Origin of the sequence: Streptococcus mitis, assembly GCF_001579045.1 — a bacterium.
GTDB lineage: Bacteria > Bacillota > Bacilli > Lactobacillales > Streptococcaceae > Streptococcus > Streptococcus mitis_D.
In genome coordinates this window covers 33,394-51,202 of the sequence record NZ_KQ970266.1, presented here as the reverse complement: position 1 = coordinate 51,202, position 17,809 = coordinate 33,394, and the positions used below count along the sequence as shown (strand labels likewise).

General features: G+C 39.5%; 17 protein-coding genes and 1 pseudogene. All 18 read right to left on the bottom strand.

The features are described 5' to 3' along the window. Nucleotides 1-115 precede the first annotated feature (115 nt). The 18 genes and pseudogenes from adhE to SMIDD28_RS10470 all read right to left on the bottom strand — a co-directional run bounded on the left by adhE (nucleotide 116) and on the right by SMIDD28_RS10470 (nucleotide 17,789). Nucleotides 116-2,767: a bifunctional acetaldehyde-CoA/alcohol dehydrogenase gene (gene adhE, locus SMIDD28_RS10555; RefSeq protein ID WP_061425898.1), complete on the bottom strand. Its 2,652-nt coding sequence runs from the start codon at nucleotides 2,765-2,767 to the stop codon at nucleotides 116-118. Between the two features lie 301 nt (nucleotides 2,768-3,068). After that, nucleotides 3,069-3,479 carry an MORN repeat-containing protein gene (locus SMIDD28_RS10550; protein WP_000429317.1) on the bottom strand — a complete coding sequence of 137 codons (411 nt, stop codon included), beginning with the start codon at nucleotides 3,477-3,479 and terminating at the stop codon, nucleotides 3,069-3,071. After that, a complete protein-coding gene (locus SMIDD28_RS10545) occupies nucleotides 3,466-3,909 on the bottom strand; it encodes a low molecular weight protein-tyrosine-phosphatase (protein WP_061425897.1) in 444 nt (147 codons plus the stop codon). Before SMIDD28_RS10545 ends, SMIDD28_RS10550 begins: the two co-directional genes overlap by 14 nt. A 46-nt stretch (nucleotides 3,910-3,955) precedes the next feature. Continuing rightward, nucleotides 3,956-4,255 carry a preprotein translocase subunit YajC gene (yajC, locus tag SMIDD28_RS10540; protein WP_000445810.1) on the bottom strand — a complete coding sequence of 100 codons (300 nt, stop codon included), beginning with the start codon at nucleotides 4,253-4,255 and terminating at the stop codon, nucleotides 3,956-3,958. A gap of 117 nt (nucleotides 4,256-4,372) precedes the next feature. Beyond that, nucleotides 4,373-6,349: a transketolase gene (tkt, locus tag SMIDD28_RS10535; RefSeq protein ID WP_061425896.1), complete on the bottom strand. Its 1,977-nt coding sequence runs from the start codon at nucleotides 6,347-6,349 to the stop codon at nucleotides 4,373-4,375. 113 nt (nucleotides 6,350-6,462) lie between these two features. Next, nucleotides 6,463-7,554 carry an L-ascorbate 6-phosphate lactonase gene (gene ulaG / locus SMIDD28_RS10530; RefSeq protein WP_061425895.1) on the bottom strand — a complete coding sequence of 364 codons (1,092 nt, stop codon included), beginning with the start codon at nucleotides 7,552-7,554 and terminating at the stop codon, nucleotides 6,463-6,465. 111 nt (nucleotides 7,555-7,665) lie between these two features. Further along, complete coding sequence (locus tag SMIDD28_RS10525) at nucleotides 7,666-9,339, bottom strand: BglG family transcription antiterminator (protein ID WP_061425894.1); 1,674 nt, start codon at nucleotides 9,337-9,339, stop codon at nucleotides 7,666-7,668. Between the two features lie 166 nt (nucleotides 9,340-9,505). Next, nucleotides 9,506-10,213, bottom strand: coding sequence for an L-ribulose-5-phosphate 4-epimerase (locus tag SMIDD28_RS10520; protein ID WP_001077566.1), 708 nt, complete (start codon nucleotides 10,211-10,213; stop codon nucleotides 9,506-9,508). Nucleotide 10,214: 1 nt separating this feature from the next. Beyond that, a complete protein-coding gene (locus SMIDD28_RS10515; protein ID WP_061425893.1) occupies nucleotides 10,215-11,078 on the bottom strand; it encodes an L-ribulose-5-phosphate 3-epimerase in 864 nt (287 codons plus the stop codon). A gap of 3 nt (nucleotides 11,079-11,081) precedes the next feature. Continuing rightward, complete coding sequence (locus SMIDD28_RS10510) at nucleotides 11,082-11,747, bottom strand: 3-keto-L-gulonate-6-phosphate decarboxylase UlaD (protein ID WP_061425892.1); 666 nt, start codon at nucleotides 11,745-11,747, stop codon at nucleotides 11,082-11,084. 16 nt (nucleotides 11,748-11,763) lie between these two features. Beyond that, nucleotides 11,764-12,249, bottom strand: a complete 486-nt coding sequence (locus tag SMIDD28_RS10505) for a PTS sugar transporter subunit IIA (RefSeq protein WP_061425891.1) — start codon at nucleotides 12,247-12,249, stop codon at nucleotides 11,764-11,766. A gap of 76 nt (nucleotides 12,250-12,325) precedes the next feature. Next, the gene (locus SMIDD28_RS10500) at nucleotides 12,326-12,607 is read right to left on the bottom strand and encodes a PTS sugar transporter subunit IIB (RefSeq protein ID WP_000241466.1); all 282 of its coding nucleotides are present in this window, start codon (nucleotides 12,605-12,607) and stop codon (nucleotides 12,326-12,328) included. A 22-nt stretch (nucleotides 12,608-12,629) separates the two neighbouring features. After that, nucleotides 12,630-14,087: a PTS ascorbate transporter subunit IIC gene (locus SMIDD28_RS10495; protein ID WP_049544470.1), complete on the bottom strand. Its 1,458-nt coding sequence runs from the start codon at nucleotides 14,085-14,087 to the stop codon at nucleotides 12,630-12,632. Nucleotides 14,088-14,217: 130 nt separating this feature from the next. Beyond that, nucleotides 14,218-14,841 carry a hypothetical protein gene (locus tag SMIDD28_RS10490; RefSeq protein ID WP_061425890.1) on the bottom strand — a complete coding sequence of 208 codons (624 nt, stop codon included), beginning with the start codon at nucleotides 14,839-14,841 and terminating at the stop codon, nucleotides 14,218-14,220. A gap of 50 nt (nucleotides 14,842-14,891) precedes the next feature. Further along, complete coding sequence (gene jag / locus SMIDD28_RS10485; RefSeq protein WP_061425889.1) at nucleotides 14,892-15,878, bottom strand: RNA-binding cell elongation regulator Jag/EloR; 987 nt, start codon at nucleotides 15,876-15,878, stop codon at nucleotides 14,892-14,894. Nucleotides 15,879-15,895: 17 nt separating this feature from the next. After that, a pseudogene (locus SMIDD28_RS10480) lies at nucleotides 15,896-16,720 on the bottom strand (membrane protein insertase YidC). Next, nucleotides 16,695-17,066, bottom strand: a complete 372-nt coding sequence (gene rnpA / locus SMIDD28_RS10475; protein WP_000739245.1) for a ribonuclease P protein component — start codon at nucleotides 17,064-17,066, stop codon at nucleotides 16,695-16,697. Before rnpA ends, SMIDD28_RS10480 begins: the two are co-directional and overlap by 26 nt. Nucleotides 17,067-17,390: 324 nt before the next feature. Continuing rightward, the gene (locus SMIDD28_RS10470) at nucleotides 17,391-17,789 is read right to left on the bottom strand and encodes a hypothetical protein (protein WP_061425888.1); all 399 of its coding nucleotides are present in this window, start codon (nucleotides 17,787-17,789) and stop codon (nucleotides 17,391-17,393) included. Nucleotides 17,790-17,809: the final 20 nt, after the last annotated feature.

The window sequence follows — 17,809 nt, the reverse complement described above, 5'->3', positions numbered from 1 at the left end:
CGCATGATTATAAAAGATTTGATTTTCAAATAAATATATACGATGATTATACCATTTTTCAAATAGAATTACAAAAAAGAGACAGGATTTCTCCTGCCTCTAGGCTGATAAACAATTATTTACGGCGTCCTGGTCTTTCTTTGTAGCCATAGTAAGAATCTTCGATGATTTCTTGCATATGGTCAACCATTGGAAGACGTGGGTTTGCAGGTGAACATTGGTCTTCATAAGCAAGGAAGGCCAATTCACGAGAATGTTCTTTCCATTCTTTTTCATCGATTCCTTGTGCTTTGAAGTTCATTTGGATACCTACGCGCTCACCAAGTTCGTAGACAGCTTTTGCGTAAGATTCCACACCTTCTTCTGGAGTAGAAGCTGGAAGTCCAAGCATGCGTGCGATATCTTGGTATTTTTCATCTGCACGGTAGTAGTTGTACTTAGGCCATGTTGCTGTCTTAGCTGGACGTGTACCGTTGTAACGGATAACGTATGGAAGCAAGATAGCATTTGTACGACCGTGGATTGTGTGGAATTGCGCACCAATCTTATGAGCCATTGAGTGAGAAATACCTAGGAAGGCATTGGCAAAGGCCATACCAGCGATTGTTGAAGCGTTATGCATTTTCTCACGTGAGTGGAAGTCTGCGTTCTTAACTGAGCTTTCAAGGTTTTCGAATACAAGTTTGATAGCTTGAAGTGCAAGACCGTCAGTGTAGTCGCTAGCCATTTGTGATACGTAAGCTTCAGTCGCGTGGGTCAATACGTCCATACCAGTGTCCGCAGCAACAAATCCAGGAACTGTCAATACCAAGGCAGGGTCTACGATTGCTACAGTTGGTGTCAATGAGTAGTCAGCGATTGGGTATTTACGGTTGTTTTCTTTATCAGAGATAACGGCAAATGGTGTTACTTCAGATCCTGTACCAGATGTTGTTGGGATTGCGATGAATTTAGTCTTCTTACCAAGCAATGGGAATTTGAAGGCACGTTTACGGATATCCATGAATTTTTGGACAAGGTCACGGAAGTCCACTTCTGGTTGTTCGTAGAAGAGCCACATTACTTTAGCAGCATCCATTGGAGATCCACCACCAAGAGCAATGATTGTATCTGGTTTGAAGGCACGCATAATCTCAGTACCACGGTTTACAGTTGTGATATCTGGGTCTGGTTCTACATCAGCAAAGATTTGGTAAACAACCTTATTGCGACGAAGGTCAAGTTGTTCGATGATACGATCAAGGAAACCAAGCTCTACCATGGCATGGTCAGTAACGATCATGACACGTTCAACGTCACGACATTTTTGAAGGTATTGAATTGAATCACGTTCAAAGTATGTTTTTGAAGGAAGTTTCATCCATTGCATGTTATTTCTCCGTCTTCCGACTTTTTTGATGTTCAAGAGGTTAATGGCACTAACGTTATCCCCAACTGAGTTGCGTCCGTAAGAACCACATCCAAGTGTCAATGATGGCAAGAAAGCATTGTAAACGTCCCCGATACCACCGAAAGTAGAAGGTGAGTTACAGATAACACGAATAGCTTTAACAGCTTTACCAAATTCTTTAGTCAATTCTTCGTCAGCTGTGTGGATAGCTGCTGAGTGTCCAAGACCGTTAAATTCAACCATTTGACGAGCCTTAGTAATACCATCTTCACGGCTTTCAGATTTCAAAACTGCGATAACTGGTGACAATTTCTCACGAGTCAATGGCTCGTTTTCACCAACTTCTTTACACTCTGCAGCAAGAATGTTTGTTCCTTCTGGAACTGTAAATCCTGCTTGTTCTGCAATCCATGTTGCCGGTTTACCAACGATATCAGCGTTCAATTTTGCACCAGCACAGTTTTTGCTGTTTGCTTTCACGCCAAAGCAGAATTCTTCAAGAAGAGCTTTTTCTTTTTTGTTTACAAAGTAAGTGTGGTAAGATTTGAACTCTGCCACAAATTCATCGTAAATTTCTTTATCAATGATAACCGCTTGTTCAGATGCACAGACCATACCGTTATCAAATGATTTAGACATGACGATATCGTGTGCTGCTTGACGGATGTTTGCTGATTTTTCAACATAAGCTGGAACGTTTCCTGCACCTACCCCAAGAGCTGGTTTACCACATGAATAAGCCGCCTTAACCATGGCATTACCACCTGTTGCAAGGATTGTCGCAACACCTTCGTGGTTCATAAGGGCACTTGTTGCTTCCATAGATGGTTGAGTAATCCATTGCACACAGTTTTCAGGAGCACCAGCTGCGATAGCTGCATCGCGGACGATACGAGCTGCATGAGCAGATGATTCTTGTGCTGATGGATGGAAGGCAAAGACGATTGGGTTACGTGTCTTCAATGAAATCAATGATTTGAAGATTGCTGTTGATGTTGGGTTTGTTGTTGGAGTGATACCACAAACAACACCAACTGGTTCAGCAATAAGAGTCAATCCTGTTACATCATCTTCTTCAATAACACCAACTGTTTTAGTGTGGCGCATATTGTTTACTACGTGTTCACAAGCAAACAAGTTCTTAGTTGCTTTATCTTCAAATACACCACGTCCTGTTTCTTCATAGGCATGTATAGCCAATTCTCCGTGGGCATCCAAAGCTGCCACTGACGCTTTAGCTACGATGTAGTCAACCTGCTCTTGATCCAACTTACGCATTTCTTCAAGAGCAACTAGAGCTTTTTGCACCAACTCATCTACATGTTTTTCAGCAGCGAGTTTCTTTTCCTCTGGTGTCACAGTTTTTTTATCAGCCATATTTTCCTCCATAGCTTTCAAGGATCGATATCCTTTGTTAATTTTTTCACAAGTTTATTATATCGCATTATTTCAACTTTGTAAACAATTTCATAAACATTTCACAAAGAATTTTTTTATTGTTTGTGAATTTTTTCTCATTTTCTTTACTTATCAAGTTTTTTATTTAAAGTTTGTGAAATTTATTTCAAATATTTTTTTATTTCACAAACTTACTTGGAAGGGGAGCTTGGAAAGAAAGGAATTTACAGGTAAGCGCTTACTTCGAGATTCTAACAATACCTACTTTGATAAGGAGGCTTTATTTTTGTTGAAAAACGCCTTGTTTAAAAGTCCCTTCATAAACGACTTCTTGTTCTGTTGTTAGCTTCCCTTTCCCTTCAGCCTGACCATTTACAAAATCACCTTCGTAGGTCCAGCCTTCTTTGGATTGAAAGGTACCTTTTCCGTTGAAGGCTCCATTATTGAAACCACCTGTATATTGGTCTCCATTTTGGAAGGTAATGGTACCTTGGCCATTCATTTTACCACGGACAAGACTGCCGTCGTAAACAATCGTTCCATTATCGAGTTTTAGAACACCTTTTCCGGGAATATTTAGAAAAAAGACGAGTACAGCACAGAAAACAATGGCAACTACTGCTAAAAGCTCTAAACGTGGACGAGTCAGATACACTCGATACTTTTCGTAAAAATTCTTAAGATTTTCCACCTTCACTCTCCTTTTCTAAACGTTCTAGCCAAACTTGACAGCCCTCTTGAACACGTCGATAGGTTTCCTCAAAATCTCCTGTATACCAAGGATCTGGTACACTTTCAGATGCAAATGAGTAAATCTTATCTTGATAGTCTACTGGACACATCTGACGTAAGTCAGAAACATTCGAAGCATCCATGCCGATAATATAATCAAAGGCTTCAAAATCTTCCTTGTTAATCTGAAGCGATGTCTTGTTCTTGTCATAAGGAATCTCATACTCTTGAAAAATCCCTTGCGTCCCCTTATGAATCGGATTACCATGTTCCCAAGAGGAAGTCGCTCGACTTTGGATTTCGTAATTATCTGTCATCGATTTCATAACAAACTCGGCCATAGGGCTGCGGCAAATATTTCCCAGACAGACAAAGACTAGTTTTTTCATCCCATTTCCTTTCTTTTATAGAAAAACGGGAGTTCGTAATCCCGTCTTATTTTTCAATTGCGCCTTCGAGTGAAGCTGTTTCTTTAAGTGGTAATACTGTCTTGATAGCAGCTAGTTCAAAAGTCAAGTAAACCCCATCTACATCAAGAACAATTGTTTTCTTTTCTGTATCTACTTCATCGACTGTTCCATAAAGGCCCCCGATTGTAATAACTTCATAGCCTTTTTGTAATTTATTCAAGCTTTCCATACGCTTTTGTGCTTGTTTCTTTTGAGAGCGTTGCGTAAAGAACATCAAGCCCACCATAGCCACAAGAATGATTAAAAATGTATATTGTGATTCCATTATATTCTCCTTTGTCTTTTACATAGGACTACTATATCAAATTTCAGTTACTTTTACAAGATTGTACCTTACTTTTCTAGTAAGAAAAAACCAGAGCTTGCGCCCTGATTTTTAGAATTATTTCAAGTTTTGAACGACTTTTACAAGATTTTCGACAGTAAAGCCATATTCTGCCAATACTTTTGGTGCTGGTGCAGAGGCTCCGAAGGTATCAATACCGAGAACGGCACCATCGAGACCAACGTATTTGTACCAGTTTTGAGTTGCACCCATTTCGACTGCAACACGACGGCGAACTGCATTTGGAAGAATTTCTTCCTTGTATGCTGCATCTTGTTTATCAAAGACATCTGTAGATGGCATGCTGACTACGCGGACTTTTGCACCTTGACTAGCCAATTCTTTGGCAGCTGAGACAGCAAGATTAACCTCTGAACCTGTCGCAATCAAGATGGTATCAAAGTCTGCTGCATTTTCATAGACAACATAGGCACCTTTTGCAACCTTGTTGAAGTCTGTCCCTTCTTCAACAGTCAAGTTTTGACGGGTCAAGACAAGGGCAGTTGGTGTTTTTTCGCTTGTCACTGCAAGGTACCAAGCTGCTTGCGTTTCACGCGCATCTGCTGGACGGAAAACATTCAGATTTGGCATGGCACGAAGGCCGGCTAAGTGTTCAACTGGTTCGTGCGTTGGACCGTCTTCCCCGACTGCGATTGAATCGTGGGTAAAGACATAAGTCACAGGAAGTCCTTGTAAGGCTGACAAACGGACAGCTGCCTTCACATAGTCAGAGAAGACGAAGAAGGTTCCACCGTATACACGAAGTCCACCATGAAGGGCCATCCCGTTCAAGATCGTTCCCATTGCAAATTCACGAACACCAAACTGAATGTTACGGTTCAAGCGATTGGCATCGTCTTGAAGTCCGTCAGTCTTGATATAAGTCATGTTTGAGTGAGCTAGGTCAGCTGATCCACCCAAGAAAGTTGGCAACTTAGCCGCCACAACATTCAAGGCATCTTGGCTTGAATTACGAGTTGCTTGAGAGAAACCATTTTCTAAAGCTGGGAAGTCTGCTGGAGTCACTTCAACTGGATCACGTCCATCGATGATGGCTTCTACTTCTGCAGCCAATTCTGGATGAGCCTCTTTATAATCAGCAACTAATTTTGTCCAAGCTTGATAAGCTGATGCGCCACGGTCTACAACATTTTCCTTGAAATCAGCATATACTTGTTCTGGGATTTCAAATGGTTCGTAGTCCCAACCAAGGGCTTGGCGAGTTGCTGCAGTTTCATCTGCTCCAAGAGGGGCACCGTGTACAGCATTAGTTCCTTGTTTGTTTGGAGAACCGTATCCAATAACCGTCTTCACTTCAATCAAAGATGGTTTGCCTGAAGCTTTTGCTGTTTCGATAGCTGCATGGATGGCTTCCAAGTCTGTTCCATCTTCAACCAAGGCAGTGTGCCAACCGTAGGCATTGTAACGGTCACGAACGCTTTCTGTAAAGGAATCCTTTGTCTCACCATCCAAGTTGATGTCATTTGAATCATAAAGGACAACCAACTTATCTAGTTTTTGCAAGCCTGCGTACGAAGCTGCCTCGCTTGAGACACCTTCCATCAAGTCTCCGTCTCCACAGATAACGTAAGTATAGTGGTCAAAGATATTGTAGCCTTCGCGGTTATATTTGGCTGCCAAGAAACGTTCTGCTTGGGCAAAACCAGTGGCAGTTGAAATTCCTTGACCTAAAGGACCTGTTGTAGCATCAATCCCTGCTGTATGTCCAAATTCTGGGTGACCTGGTGTTTTTGAACCCCACTGACGGAAGCTCTTAATCTCATCCATGCTAACATCTTCAAAACCAGAAAGGTGAAGAAGGGCATAAAGAAGCATTGAACCATGACCTGCTGAAAGAATAAAGCGGTCGCGGTTGATCCAGTTTGGTTGAGCTGGATTGATACGAAGTTGTTTTGTAAAGAGGCTGTAAGCCATCGGAGCTGCTCCCATGACCACACCTGGGTGACCTGAGTTGGCTTTATTGATGGCGTCAATACCTAGGAAACGAATTGCATTAACAGATAGATTTGACATAGAATTTCCTTTCTATTTGAGGTGATTATTGGATCACACATTCTATTTTACTATTATATGAAAATTATCCGTATCATGCAACATACGGATAACCTCCAAAGAATATTTTTATATTATAGCAAAGCTTTAAATTGAATATTAGAGTCTTGTTCAAAACAATCATCAAAACCACGTGGATGATGGTATTCTACTAAGTGTTGATCTTGAGGATAAGTGTACTTACCGCCGACTTCCCAGATAAATGGATGGAAATCGTATTGCAAGCGATCTTTTCTCATTTTCCAAAGTTCTATAATCTCATTAGTAGAAGCCATGAAGTTAGACCAGATATCATAGTGAACTGGGATAATGACTTTTGTACGCAGATTTTCTGCCATACGAAGAAGGTCGATAGATGTCATTTTATCTTGGATACCTACCGGATTTTCACCATAGTTATTCAAAGCAACATCAATTTTAAAGTCTTTACCATGTTTTGCAAAATAGTTTGAGAAGTGAGAATCTGCACCATGATAGATGGTTCCACCTGGTGTTTCAAAGATATAGTTAACAGCCTTTTGAGCCATTTCTTCATCTGTAACAGCTAAGCCAGCAAGTTCACCGCCTGTCTCATCAGCACCGTTCACTGGGAGAGTTACCAAGCAAGTACGGTCAAATGATTCTACTGCATGAATCTTCATATCTTTTAATTCGATAGTGTCACCTGGTTTAACAACGATGATACGTTCTTTTGGAACACCCCATCCTTCCCAGATTCGTCCACAGTGGTAAGGACCGATAAACTTAACATGCTCTAACTTAGGATTGTTGAGAATTGCTGCAGCTGTGTATGGGTCGATATGATCACTGTGGAAGTGTGAAACTAAGTAATAGTCTAGTTCGTTGATAGCAAATGGATCGATAACCATTGGCTGAACACGCAAGTTTGGTTGCAACTTACGAACACCTGCCATATTTGCCATTTGATGCCCACGAACCATATCTTTCACTTTTTTGGTTGATTTTCCACGGTTTGACCAAAGGTCCATGACAACGTTAGCACCACCTGGTGTCTTAATCCAAGTACCACAGTTGCCTAGCCACCACATGGCAAAGTTGCCTTCAGGTACGACTTCTTCTTCGATTTCTTCGTTCAACCATGTTCCCCACTCTGGGAAAGTAGCTAAAATCCATGACTCTCTTGTAATTTCTTTGACGTTTGGCATATGTTGCCTCCTTTGGATATAATTGTTATCTTTGAGATTAGTATACCACCCTTCAAAACACTAAAAAAGACCAAGAAAAACACAGGTTTGTGTTCATCATTGGACTGTCCTTCAAATATCTTCCAAAAAAGCTTGAACTACTATTTCTTGATTTATAAGTGTTTGAACCTCTTCTTGGAACTTACTAGCCAACTTGCTGTCTACAATATAAGACGAAATAAGACTAGAAAGATTTTCACTGAAACTTTTGCTCTCATTACGAAATATATTGTGTTTAAGATAGTCTAGCATTTTCAAAATATCTTCTGCTTCAAGGATAGGATTAACCCTTAAAGTCGGAAATCTGCTATCCAAATCATCATTAGTTGTAATCACTACATCAACTTGTGCAATATCTTCCACACTCTTAAATTGTTCTGTTGTAAATACAGTGCCAATCTGCTCATTTGGAAAATAAAGTTTGCATTGTTTCAGCAAAAGTCTCGAAACCGCAACACCTTCATCACAAACGAGATAAACTTTTTTCATATTTTTTTGAGACGATGGTGTATACTTTAAAAATCCTCCAATATGAATCGTCAAATAGGCAATATCATCGTCTGTTAGCCGAATAAACCATGCTCCTTCTAAAATTTCCGCAGATTTTCTAGTGACTAAAAATAATTCTCCATACTTGGATCGAATTTGTTTTGTTAGAGGATTTTTAGAAAAAATACCGTAAGTCTTTCTAAATAACAAGGCTTTACAGTGGATCATCAAATTTCTTAACAAATCATCCTTGTTTTCAATCTCCATTCGGATTTGTGATTCAAAATACCAGATAAATTCTTCTAAAGCAAGTTTTAATTGCCGAAAATCATCACTTTCTGCATGAATATCCAAATCTTTACGATAGGAGAGGAGAAGAACAGCTACAAGAGAAACTTCAAGTTCTGACAAAGAAATTTCAAACTTTTGAAACAACCGTTCTCCTAATTTCTTAGACACCTGATACTCTATTCTTTTTCTTATCAAAGAAAATTCTTTCTCTATATCCTGATGTCTTTCTTGATACTGTTCAACATTATGACAGCTTAACAGCAAATAAGGTAGAACCTGCAACATAAAAGTTACTTCATGATGGTTTATTTTCTTCCCTAAATCTTGTTCAACTAAAGGAACCTGTTCCTTAAAAAATTGGTTCATTTCAACAGAAAGCAAACTCTCATCATCTAACCTCTCTTTCATCTTATCTTCTAAAATAGATACAAAAGTGGCATTTTCTTCCATAAAAATATGATATAGAAGCGATTGAAGATACTGAATTTTATTAAGGGGGTGGGCATAAAGGTGGTATCCCTGTGACTTGCTCACTTGCAAGGTCACCTGATATTGTTCCAAAGTTAGTTGATAACGAATACTATTCAAATCATTGAGAACAGTATTCCTAGATACCTCTGTTAACTCCATCAATTTTTCAATCGTAATACGTTCTTTAGAGATACCTATCCATAGTAACATTATCATCATACGTTCATGCGCACTCATGATATAATCGTACGAATCTACTTCCGATAATAGTTCACAACAAGCATCTCTCTGCTCTTCCGTTAAGTGAATACCAATTCGTGGAATACTAATGATTTGAAGCGCCTCGTCACCCAGAGCAGCATTGATTTTGTCAATGTGATAATAAATTTTCCTTCTTGACTCTTTCAAATCTTTCGAAATCGCCATAATCGTTTTGGACGTTTCTTGATCCATCAAATATTGAAGCAAATCACAACTTGCCTTATCCAGTACCATATTTCATACTCCTCTATCAATCAACTGCCTTGAAAACAACTTTATAATAGTATCACATTCACTAATGCATTTCAATTATCAACAGTAGTCTCTTAATAACGAATACTTACAATTACAAAAGCGAGGCTTGGATCGAAAGGTCCTAGCCTCTTTTCAATTCAATTTCTTATTTCTTTTGACCGTAATAAGCATTTGGTCCATGCTTACGTTGGTAGTGTTTTTCTAAAATGTACTGGGGAGCAGGTTCAACTCTTGGATTGATTTGTTCTGTAAAGCGATTCATCTTTGATACTTCCTCTAGTACGACAGAGTGATAAACAGCATTCTCTGGATTTTTGCCCCAGGTGAATGGACCGTGATTGCGTACAACAATTCCTGGTACTTCAACCGGGTTAAGTCCGCGACGTTCAAACTCTTCTACGATAACCAGGCCAGTATCTTTTTCATAGGCCACTTCTACTTCGTCCTTGGTCAAACTACGGGCGCAAGGGATTGAACCGTAGAAATAATCTGCATGGGTTGTTCCATAGAAAGGAATATCACGTCCAGCCTGTGCCCAACCAACTGCTTCTGTCGAATGGGTGTGGACCACACTACCAATCTCTTGCCATGCCTTATATAACTGCACATGAGTTGGGAGGTCAGAAGATGGTCTTAAATCTCCTTCTAGAACTTGGCCATCCAAGTCCGTCACCACCATGTTTTCAGGTGTCAATTCGTCATAATCTACGCCTGATGGTTTAATAACAATGACACCTAGTTCGCGATTGACTTCCGATACATTTCCCCAGGTAAATTTAACAAGTCCATGTTTTGGTAATGATTGATTGGCATTACAGACTCGTTTACGCATATCGTTTATTACTTGATTCATCTTACATCAAACCTGCTTTCTTAATTAGTGGATAGAGAAAAACTTGCGCCTCTTGAATGGCTGCGCGTGTTTCTTCTACAGTTTCACAATTTTCAGACCACATTTCGATTAGGAAAGGTCCATTATAATTGGTTTGTTTTAAAATATCGAAAGCTTCTTCCCATTTGACACAACCTTGCCCAAAAGTTACATCTCGGAACTGGCCCTTTGAACTTTCTGTCACTGCATAAGTATCCTTGAGATGGAGAGCTGCGATGGCATGATGCCCAAGATAAAATTCACTGTAGACATCATTATGCCATGCAGATACATTACCAATATCTGGGTATACAAAGAGGTAGGGAGAGTCAATCTCTTTTTCTACAGCCAAGTATTTTTCGATACTATTAATGAAAGGATCATCCATAATTTCAATAGCAAGTACCACCTGAGCTTCTTCAGCCCAGTCACAGGCTTTTCTCAAATTTTTGATAAAACGTTGGCGTGTCTGGGGTGACTTTTCCTCATAGTAAACGTCGTAACCAGCTAGTTGAATCGTACGAACTCCCAAATCTTGGGCTAATTCGATACATTTTTTCATGAGTTCTAGAGATTTTTCCTCTAGAACTGGATCATTTGATCCCAATGGGTAGCGACGATGGCCTGAAAAACAGATAGAAGGAATACGAACACCAGTTTTATAGATTGCTTTGACAACTTCCAAACGCTCGTCCTTGCTCCAGTCCAGTCTTGCTAAACGCTCGTCACGTTCATCAATAGACATCTCGACAAAATCAAAGCCTAACTCCTTGGCAAAATTTAAACGTTCTAGCCAAGTAAAGTGTGTCGGGGTTGCCTTTTCATAAATTCCAATTGGACGTGCCATGGTTTACCCCCAAATTCGTCTGATTTCATCCTTGAAGGCACGCGCTGCTCCTGCTGGAGCCGCAGCCTCTGTAATTCCACGACCTGCGATAAAGGTAAAGACATCAACGCCTTCAAATAGTTTGAGAGTATCTACATCTAGACCACCTGTTACAGATACCCGGAAGCCCATGTCAATGAGTTTTTTCACCTTGTTAAGATCTTTTTCACCCCAAGTTTCACCAGCAAGTAGCGCATCACGAGATTGGTGATAAATAGCTTGTGAGATACCAGCATCTAGCCAAAGCTGAGCTTGTTCAAAAGTCCAATCGCCATAAAGCTCGATCTGGATTTCGCCTCGTTCTCCTCGTTCAGTCTTGATAGCCTTTAGAGCTGCTTCCATAGTAGGGATGGTTGCACAACAGATACAAGTCATCCAGTCTGCTCCACGAACCACATTATTTTTAGCAACTGTTCCACCAGCATCAGCACATTTTGTGTCTGCCACAATAATCTTATCTGGGAAAAGGCTACGCAAGACTTCAACCAGTTCACTTCCAACTTGAAGCAAGCAAACAGTTCCAGCTTCGATAATATCTACTTCCTGACCAACAGAAACAGCTGCTTTAATCGCTCCTTGCAAGTCTGAATGGTCTAATGCAACTTGTAAATTAGGTATTCTTTTTATCATTTCTTTATTCCTCTTTCTAACTTTCCAAATCCAACCCTTCGAGATAAGGGCTATCCTTAGATTCTTCAATCATAGCCAAGACATCTTCTTTAGTCTGGCAAGCCTGTAAACGTGCAATAGAATCTTCTAATTCAAACAGGGCAATGATTTGTGGAATGGCTACACTTGTGTGAATTTTTGAGCTTGTTGCTGCTAGTGCCAACAAAACAGATACCTCTTTCCCATCTGAAAATACAACAGGATTTTGTAAGGTAATTAATGAAAAGGCATCACTTTGCACACCAGCTTCAGGTCTAGCATGGGGCATAGCCATACCTGGCATTAAGATATAGTAAGGGCCATACTCTTCAGTCGATTCGATAATAGCATCGTAATACTCTGGCAAAATTGCTCCGCTATCAATCAAGGGATCTACTGCTACCTTGACTGCTTCTTTCCAGTCTCTAGCTTCTAAACCCAGTCGGATCGAGTCATTGTCAATTAAAGCTTGTTTTAAATTCATATCTGCCTCCTTTATTTAAAGAGGGAGAAGGACAGAAACGATGACTCTCAGTTTCTGTCCAGCCCCCTCCAACCTTTTACTGTAGTGCTTGACTGAGTTTTTCAGTGATTTCTTTATCATCCATCAAGTTGTCAAGCCCAATTAACTTCCCATTAGTTCGCCCTTCCAATTCTTGAATCAAATGAAGAGAAGCGATTACGATGTCATATCCTGCTGCTAAACCTTTAGCTTCACCGACACTGCATGAATTGACTGTAAAATCTGTTTGATTAAGCTTACGGAGAGCATTTTCAACCTTCATCTTGATAACCATTGATGAACCCATTCCATTTCCGCACGCTGCTAATACTTTAACCATTTTATTTCTCCTTTTCTAGATACTAAGCTTCTTCTTGAACTTCACCGTTGTAATATTTCTCTTTATCTTTTGCTTTGGCAAATTGAAGTTGAGGAATAACAAGCAAGAAGAGACACACAAGTACATAACCAACAATACCAAGGTATTTGAAGATATATCCAAATCCAAGCCATGGGAATTCAAAGTCGATATTTCCATGGTAACCACCATAAGATGCTAAATCAAGAAGAGCTACACAGAGAGCTCCTAAAGCAACTTGGAGAACACCTGAGATGAAGGAAAGGATAACCGCCGCTTTCCATCCACCGCGTTTATCAGCGTAAACCGCAATGGCTGCATTGTCAAAGAACACTGGTACAAATCCTGTAATAATAAGAATCGGATTTTTAAAGACGATGAGCAAGACAATTGTGATCAATTGACCAATCAAACCAAAGGCAAATCCTGACAAAACAGCGTTTGGAGAACCAAATCCATAAGAAGCTGCAACGTCAACCGCTGGGAATGAACCTGGCAACAATTTGTTTGAAATACCTTGGAAGGCGTTTGTCAACTCAGATACGAACATGCGGACACCTTGCATCAAAACGAACAAGTAAACTGAGAAAGTAAAGGCTGTTTGGATAATGTACATAAAGAAATCTTGTTTAGCAGGATTAAATAGAGTTCCTGAAGTGATGACTTCTTTATTAGACATAATATCTGGACCCAAGATTAAAAGAATTGCTCCGAAGAATACGAGCATCAAGGTAGCAGATGCAACAACTGTATCGTGGAAGATTGAGAGGAACTTAGGTAATTTAAGATTGTCTAAACTTTCTTCTTTCTTACCAAAGCGTCCTGCTACTTTATCTACAAACCATATTGCAAATTGCTGTTGGTGACCAATCGCAAATCCGCCACCACCAGTCAAGCGTTGAGTTGCCTCAACAGTCATATTTGAACTAACTGCCCAGTAAAGTCCACAGATGATACCAATCGCTGCTGTACCGTAAGCATTGCGCAATTGTGGTACTAAGAATAGAACCATAAGAGATACTGTTGCAGCTTGTTGTACCATGATGTGACCAGTAATAAAGAGGGTTCTTACCTTCGTAATCTTTCGAAGAGCTACGAGCAAGATATTTATTCCGAAACCAATCAATAGAGCTGTAGTTGCAGTTCCAACAAAATCTGGAAACTCTGCTGCAATTTTGTTGTTTGCTGCAGCAAGACCAAAGTAAGGGTCGATAACCGCTGCACCAATTTGGAATTTGTAGTTAAGGGCTGCTAAGATCGGACGGAAGGTTGTAACCAAACCACCCGCACCCACGTTGAGCAACATATATCCTACTGTTGCTTTAACAAACCCTGAGAAAACGTCGTGGGCAGGTTTTTTCAAAAGTGCGTATCCTATCAACACCAATAAACCTACGAAAAATGCGGGATTCTGCAAAATATTGCTAGAAAACCAATTTAGAACACTTGAAATGACTTCCATAATTGTTCTCCTTTTTAATTGTTTTTGTAGGTTTATTATATACTTTGAAAGCGGAAACAAAAAGACCAAGAATTACACAGCGGACTGTTCACTCTTGGACTGTATGATTTATGATATTTTAATGATTAGCTTAGTTTCTCGTAGCTAGATAAAATGGAAGAATTTTATCATAAGATTTCAATAAATTTTCCACGATATCTTCTTCAGATGAATTTTCTGTCACAGAAACATCTGTCTTAACTAGAACTTTTCGGACTTCCTGATTGGATAGTTTATTTCTTAAAATTTGACGATTCTCTTCGTTCGCCTCCCACCGTTGACTTTGACCATCAGAGTAGACTAGATAATAAATCCCTTCAACGGTTGGAATGTCTAAAACCTTGGCTTGCTTGTCTAAAGTCTGTTCGTCTTTCTTACGTTCAACAAAACTGACCTCTAAAGAAATCCCAAAGTCAGCAGATGTCCCATACAAACGAAGGGCCATCATAGGTTCTGTCACTTGTCCGTCTCTCTGTAGATAAACCCAAAAATGTGGTCGCAAACGCTGCGCTTGATTCATCCACTGGCTAGTCTGTTGAAGTTGCCATTCTGTATGTCTTGCTTGAAAGGATTTGGCCAGCTCTGTAAAAGCCTTTCGTGCCTCTTGACCTTTGTGGCGCAATTCCAGCATTTTCTCTCGCTCTTCTCCCGCTTTATCTGGATTACGGTACTGCAAACCTACAAAGTCTAGATAGTCTCTTATCTTATTCAACATCAGTTTAACCTCCTCTAACTACCAAAAAATCAGGATAAACCTGATTTTACTTATTCTGTATCTACAACAACATAGCGATTTGGTTCATCACCTTCAGAGTAACTAGTCACGCCATCCATACGTGAAATAATACGATGGATAATCTTGCGTTCGCTATTTGACATTGGATCTGTTTTATGACTGCGCCCTTCTTCTAAAACACGAGTCGCCAATTTTTGCGCATAGGTCTGCAAGACTTCTGCACGGTGTTCAACATAATCATTGACATTGATTGTAATGTAGAAGGTTCTTGAATAGCGATTATAAAGATAATTTTGAGCCAACAGTTGCAAGGCCTTCAAGACTTTACCATGGTAGCCGATAATACGACCTGGTTCGTTAGTATCAATTTGCAAGTTGATACTACGACGGTTATAATCATTTGAAAGTGTAGCTTCAACATCCATGTCATCAATAATTGTTTGAACATAAGTCGTTACTTCCGTAGCTACTTGTTCAATATCAAAGCTCGGTTCAACCTTCAAGCCCAAGTCCTCTAGTTCTTGACTTTCAGTTTGCTCAGTTTGGCTTTCAATAATAGGCGTTTCTACTTCTTCGAGAGCAGTTTCTTCAAGTTGTAACTCATTTAAAATCTCAATGTGACCAGTTTCTTCCAAGATAGTGCTGGCATGTCTTTCATGTTTTAAGATTTCAGCCTTGACTTCATCAGAAATACCTTGGCCTCCCTCTTCAATCTTTTTAATTGCTTCTACAACATGACCCAAATCAACGGTCGCTTCACTGACTGTTTTAACTGGTTCATTTTGTTCATTGATTTCTTTAGGAACACCCTTAACAGCTTGTTGATTTGCCTTAATGACAGTTGTTTCACTAATGGCTTCAATGTCAACCTGGGCTGGTTTTTTACCAAATAAACCAAAAAATCCATTTTTTTCACGAGAAATGACTTTGATGTGAGCCTTCATTCTTGGAATATCTAATTCTTTCAATCCTTTCTGGATTGCTTCCTCAACAGTTGAACCTGTAAATACTACCATTACCAGATTCCTCCTTATTATTTCATTTTCTGAGCCTTTTTCTTGGCTTTTCTTTTTCTATTTTCCAAATCTTTCTGTGCCTGTACTAGAGCCTCGCGTTCTGCGATAATCTTGAATGGATTGTTCAAGAAATAGGTTTGTAAGACTTGATAAGCATTGGACACTGCCCAGTAGAGAGCAACTCCGCTCGGAGCATAAACCCCAAAGATAAAAATCAAGACTGGAATCCCATACATCATCGCCGTCGTAGCGCCATTTCGCTCAGACAAGGCTTTATTGGATAACCAAGTACTTAAAAAGGTAAATACTGCTGCTAAAATCGGAAGCACAAGGGTTGTATCCACACCGCCAAGGTTAATCCATAAGAAATGACCTGTCTTTAAAAAGTCAACTCTTGATAGAGCTTGAAACAAGGCCAAAATAAGCGGCATCTGAATCAAAATTGGCCAAAGAGAATCTGAATGTCTGACACCCATTTCTTTAAAGACTTTACGCATTTCCTGCTCTAACTTGGTTCTGCTTTCCATATCTCTGCCTGGATATTGTTCTCGTAGCGCCTTAATGCGTGGTTGAGCTTCCTGCATTTTTCTAGACGCCACCATTTGCACCTAAAAGACTGGCAAAAGCAGTGTACGAATTAAGACCGTAAAGAGAATAATCCCCACTCCGATACTGATATCAAACGATAAAAAGCGAATGATTTCCGCAAAGAAGTAAACAAATTTACTCCAAAAATCAGTCGAATCTGCCGTAATATCGCTAGTTGTCCCATTAGTTGCACAGGCTGTCATAATCAATAGAGACAGTCCTAGCAAACTAGTCAACTGTAGTTTCTTTTTCACTCCCATTTCCTTCCTGGTAAATCTTTGATAATTTTAATACGTGGAGTAGATTTTTCTCCATCTCTGCGTATCCCAAGGTTTCGACCCCTTTTCGAGCAATGACAACAAAGTCAACATCTTCTACCAGACTCCCTTTTGCATTCTGGATAATATGTCGGATTCGTCGCTTGATTTGATTTCTAGTGACGGCATTCCCCAGTTTTTTGCTAACTGATAGACCTACTCGAAAATGGTTTTTCTGGTTTTCTAATTGGTAGACAACAAATTTGCGATTAGCAAAACTTGTTCCCTCCTTGAAAATCGCCTTAAAATCTTTCTCTCTTTTTACACGAAAGTTTTTCTTCAAAACTCAACTCCATCTATTAAATTACTACTATTATACCATATTTTTCAAAAAAGCCAATCATAGCAAGGTTTGGGACAATTCCACCAATATTCTCTTGTTTATTTTTAATCCTTTTCGTCGTGCTTTCATTCTCTTTCTTATTGTCACAATGTCTGCTGTTCCCGTAACATTCTATACTTAAAACTTTAAAAATTTGAAGTCATTTCCCCTGTAAACACTAAAAACGACAAAGTGGTTAGAAATTTATTTTCCAACCACTTTATCACATTCATTAAAGACAGAACTATCATTTTAACATTCTTAATTACAAGTATTTAAGCATAACTAACCCCAAATAGCACATTTTCCAGCAGAGATTCCTAATTGTGCAACGATTCCTGCAACGTTGCTCTTCATGCCAAATTTAGCAAGTTTCATTGCTATATATGAGGCAGCTTTTCCCCACATTTTATCTTGAATATAACTGATAATGTCCCCTCTCATTAAATCAACAAGTTCCATACCTGGAATCATACCAATCAACTCATCACGCATACATGAAACAAAATCTCTATCTTGTAAAGATGCTTGCAAATTTTGAACCAAATTAAGCTCTGTATAAACACGTTCAATGCCCATTGCAATATACGGTGCTAAAGTGCCGTAGCGTTCTGTCAATAATTCTTTATTAACATAAAAAACGCCATTCTCATAACTCGTCGCTTCTGTAAATAAGAATTTCAAATCCTTCTCTACTTCGGCAA

What these genes read in the sequence shown, in the direction of transcription:
- adhE (WP_061425898.1), bottom strand. Translation starts at nt 2,767, where the DNA reads ATGGCTGATAAAAAAACTGTGACACCAGAGGAAAAGAAACTCGCTGCT.
- SMIDD28_RS10500 (WP_000241466.1), bottom strand. Translation starts at nt 12,607, where the DNA reads ATGGTTAAAGTATTAGCAGCGTGCGGAAATGGAATGGGTTCATCAATG.
- ulaG (WP_061425895.1), bottom strand. Translation starts at nt 7,554, where the DNA reads ATGCCAAACGTCAAAGAAATTACAAGAGAGTCATGGATTTTAGCTACT.
- jag (WP_061425889.1), bottom strand. Translation starts at nt 15,878, where the DNA reads ATGGTAGTATTTACAGGTTCAACTGTTGAGGAAGCAATCCAGAAAGGA.
- SMIDD28_RS10520 (WP_001077566.1), bottom strand. Translation starts at nt 10,213, where the DNA reads ATGAATCAAGTAATAAACGATATGCGTAAACGAGTCTGTAATGCCAAT.
- SMIDD28_RS10505 (WP_061425891.1), bottom strand. Translation starts at nt 12,249, where the DNA reads ATGAATTTAAAACAAGCTTTAATTGACAATGACTCGATCCGACTGGGT.
- SMIDD28_RS10525 (WP_061425894.1), bottom strand. Translation starts at nt 9,339, where the DNA reads ATGGTACTGGATAAGGCAAGTTGTGATTTGCTTCAATATTTGATGGAT.
- tkt (WP_061425896.1), bottom strand. Translation starts at nt 6,349, where the DNA reads ATGTCAAATCTATCTGTTAATGCAATTCGTTTCCTAGGTATTGACGCC.
- SMIDD28_RS10490 (WP_061425890.1), bottom strand. Translation starts at nt 14,841, where the DNA reads ATGTTGAATAAGATAAGAGACTATCTAGACTTTGTAGGTTTGCAGTAC.
- SMIDD28_RS10510 (WP_061425892.1), bottom strand. Translation starts at nt 11,747, where the DNA reads ATGATAAAAAGAATACCTAATTTACAAGTTGCATTAGACCATTCAGAC.
- SMIDD28_RS10515 (WP_061425893.1), bottom strand. Translation starts at nt 11,078, where the DNA reads ATGGCACGTCCAATTGGAATTTATGAAAAGGCAACCCCGACACACTTT.
- SMIDD28_RS10495 (WP_049544470.1), bottom strand. Translation starts at nt 14,087, where the DNA reads ATGGAAGTCATTTCAAGTGTTCTAAATTGGTTTTCTAGCAATATTTTG.
- yajC (WP_000445810.1), bottom strand. Translation starts at nt 4,255, where the DNA reads ATGGAATCACAATATACATTTTTAATCATTCTTGTGGCTATGGTGGGC.
- SMIDD28_RS10545 (WP_061425897.1), bottom strand. Translation starts at nt 3,909, where the DNA reads ATGAAAAAACTAGTCTTTGTCTGTCTGGGAAATATTTGCCGCAGCCCT.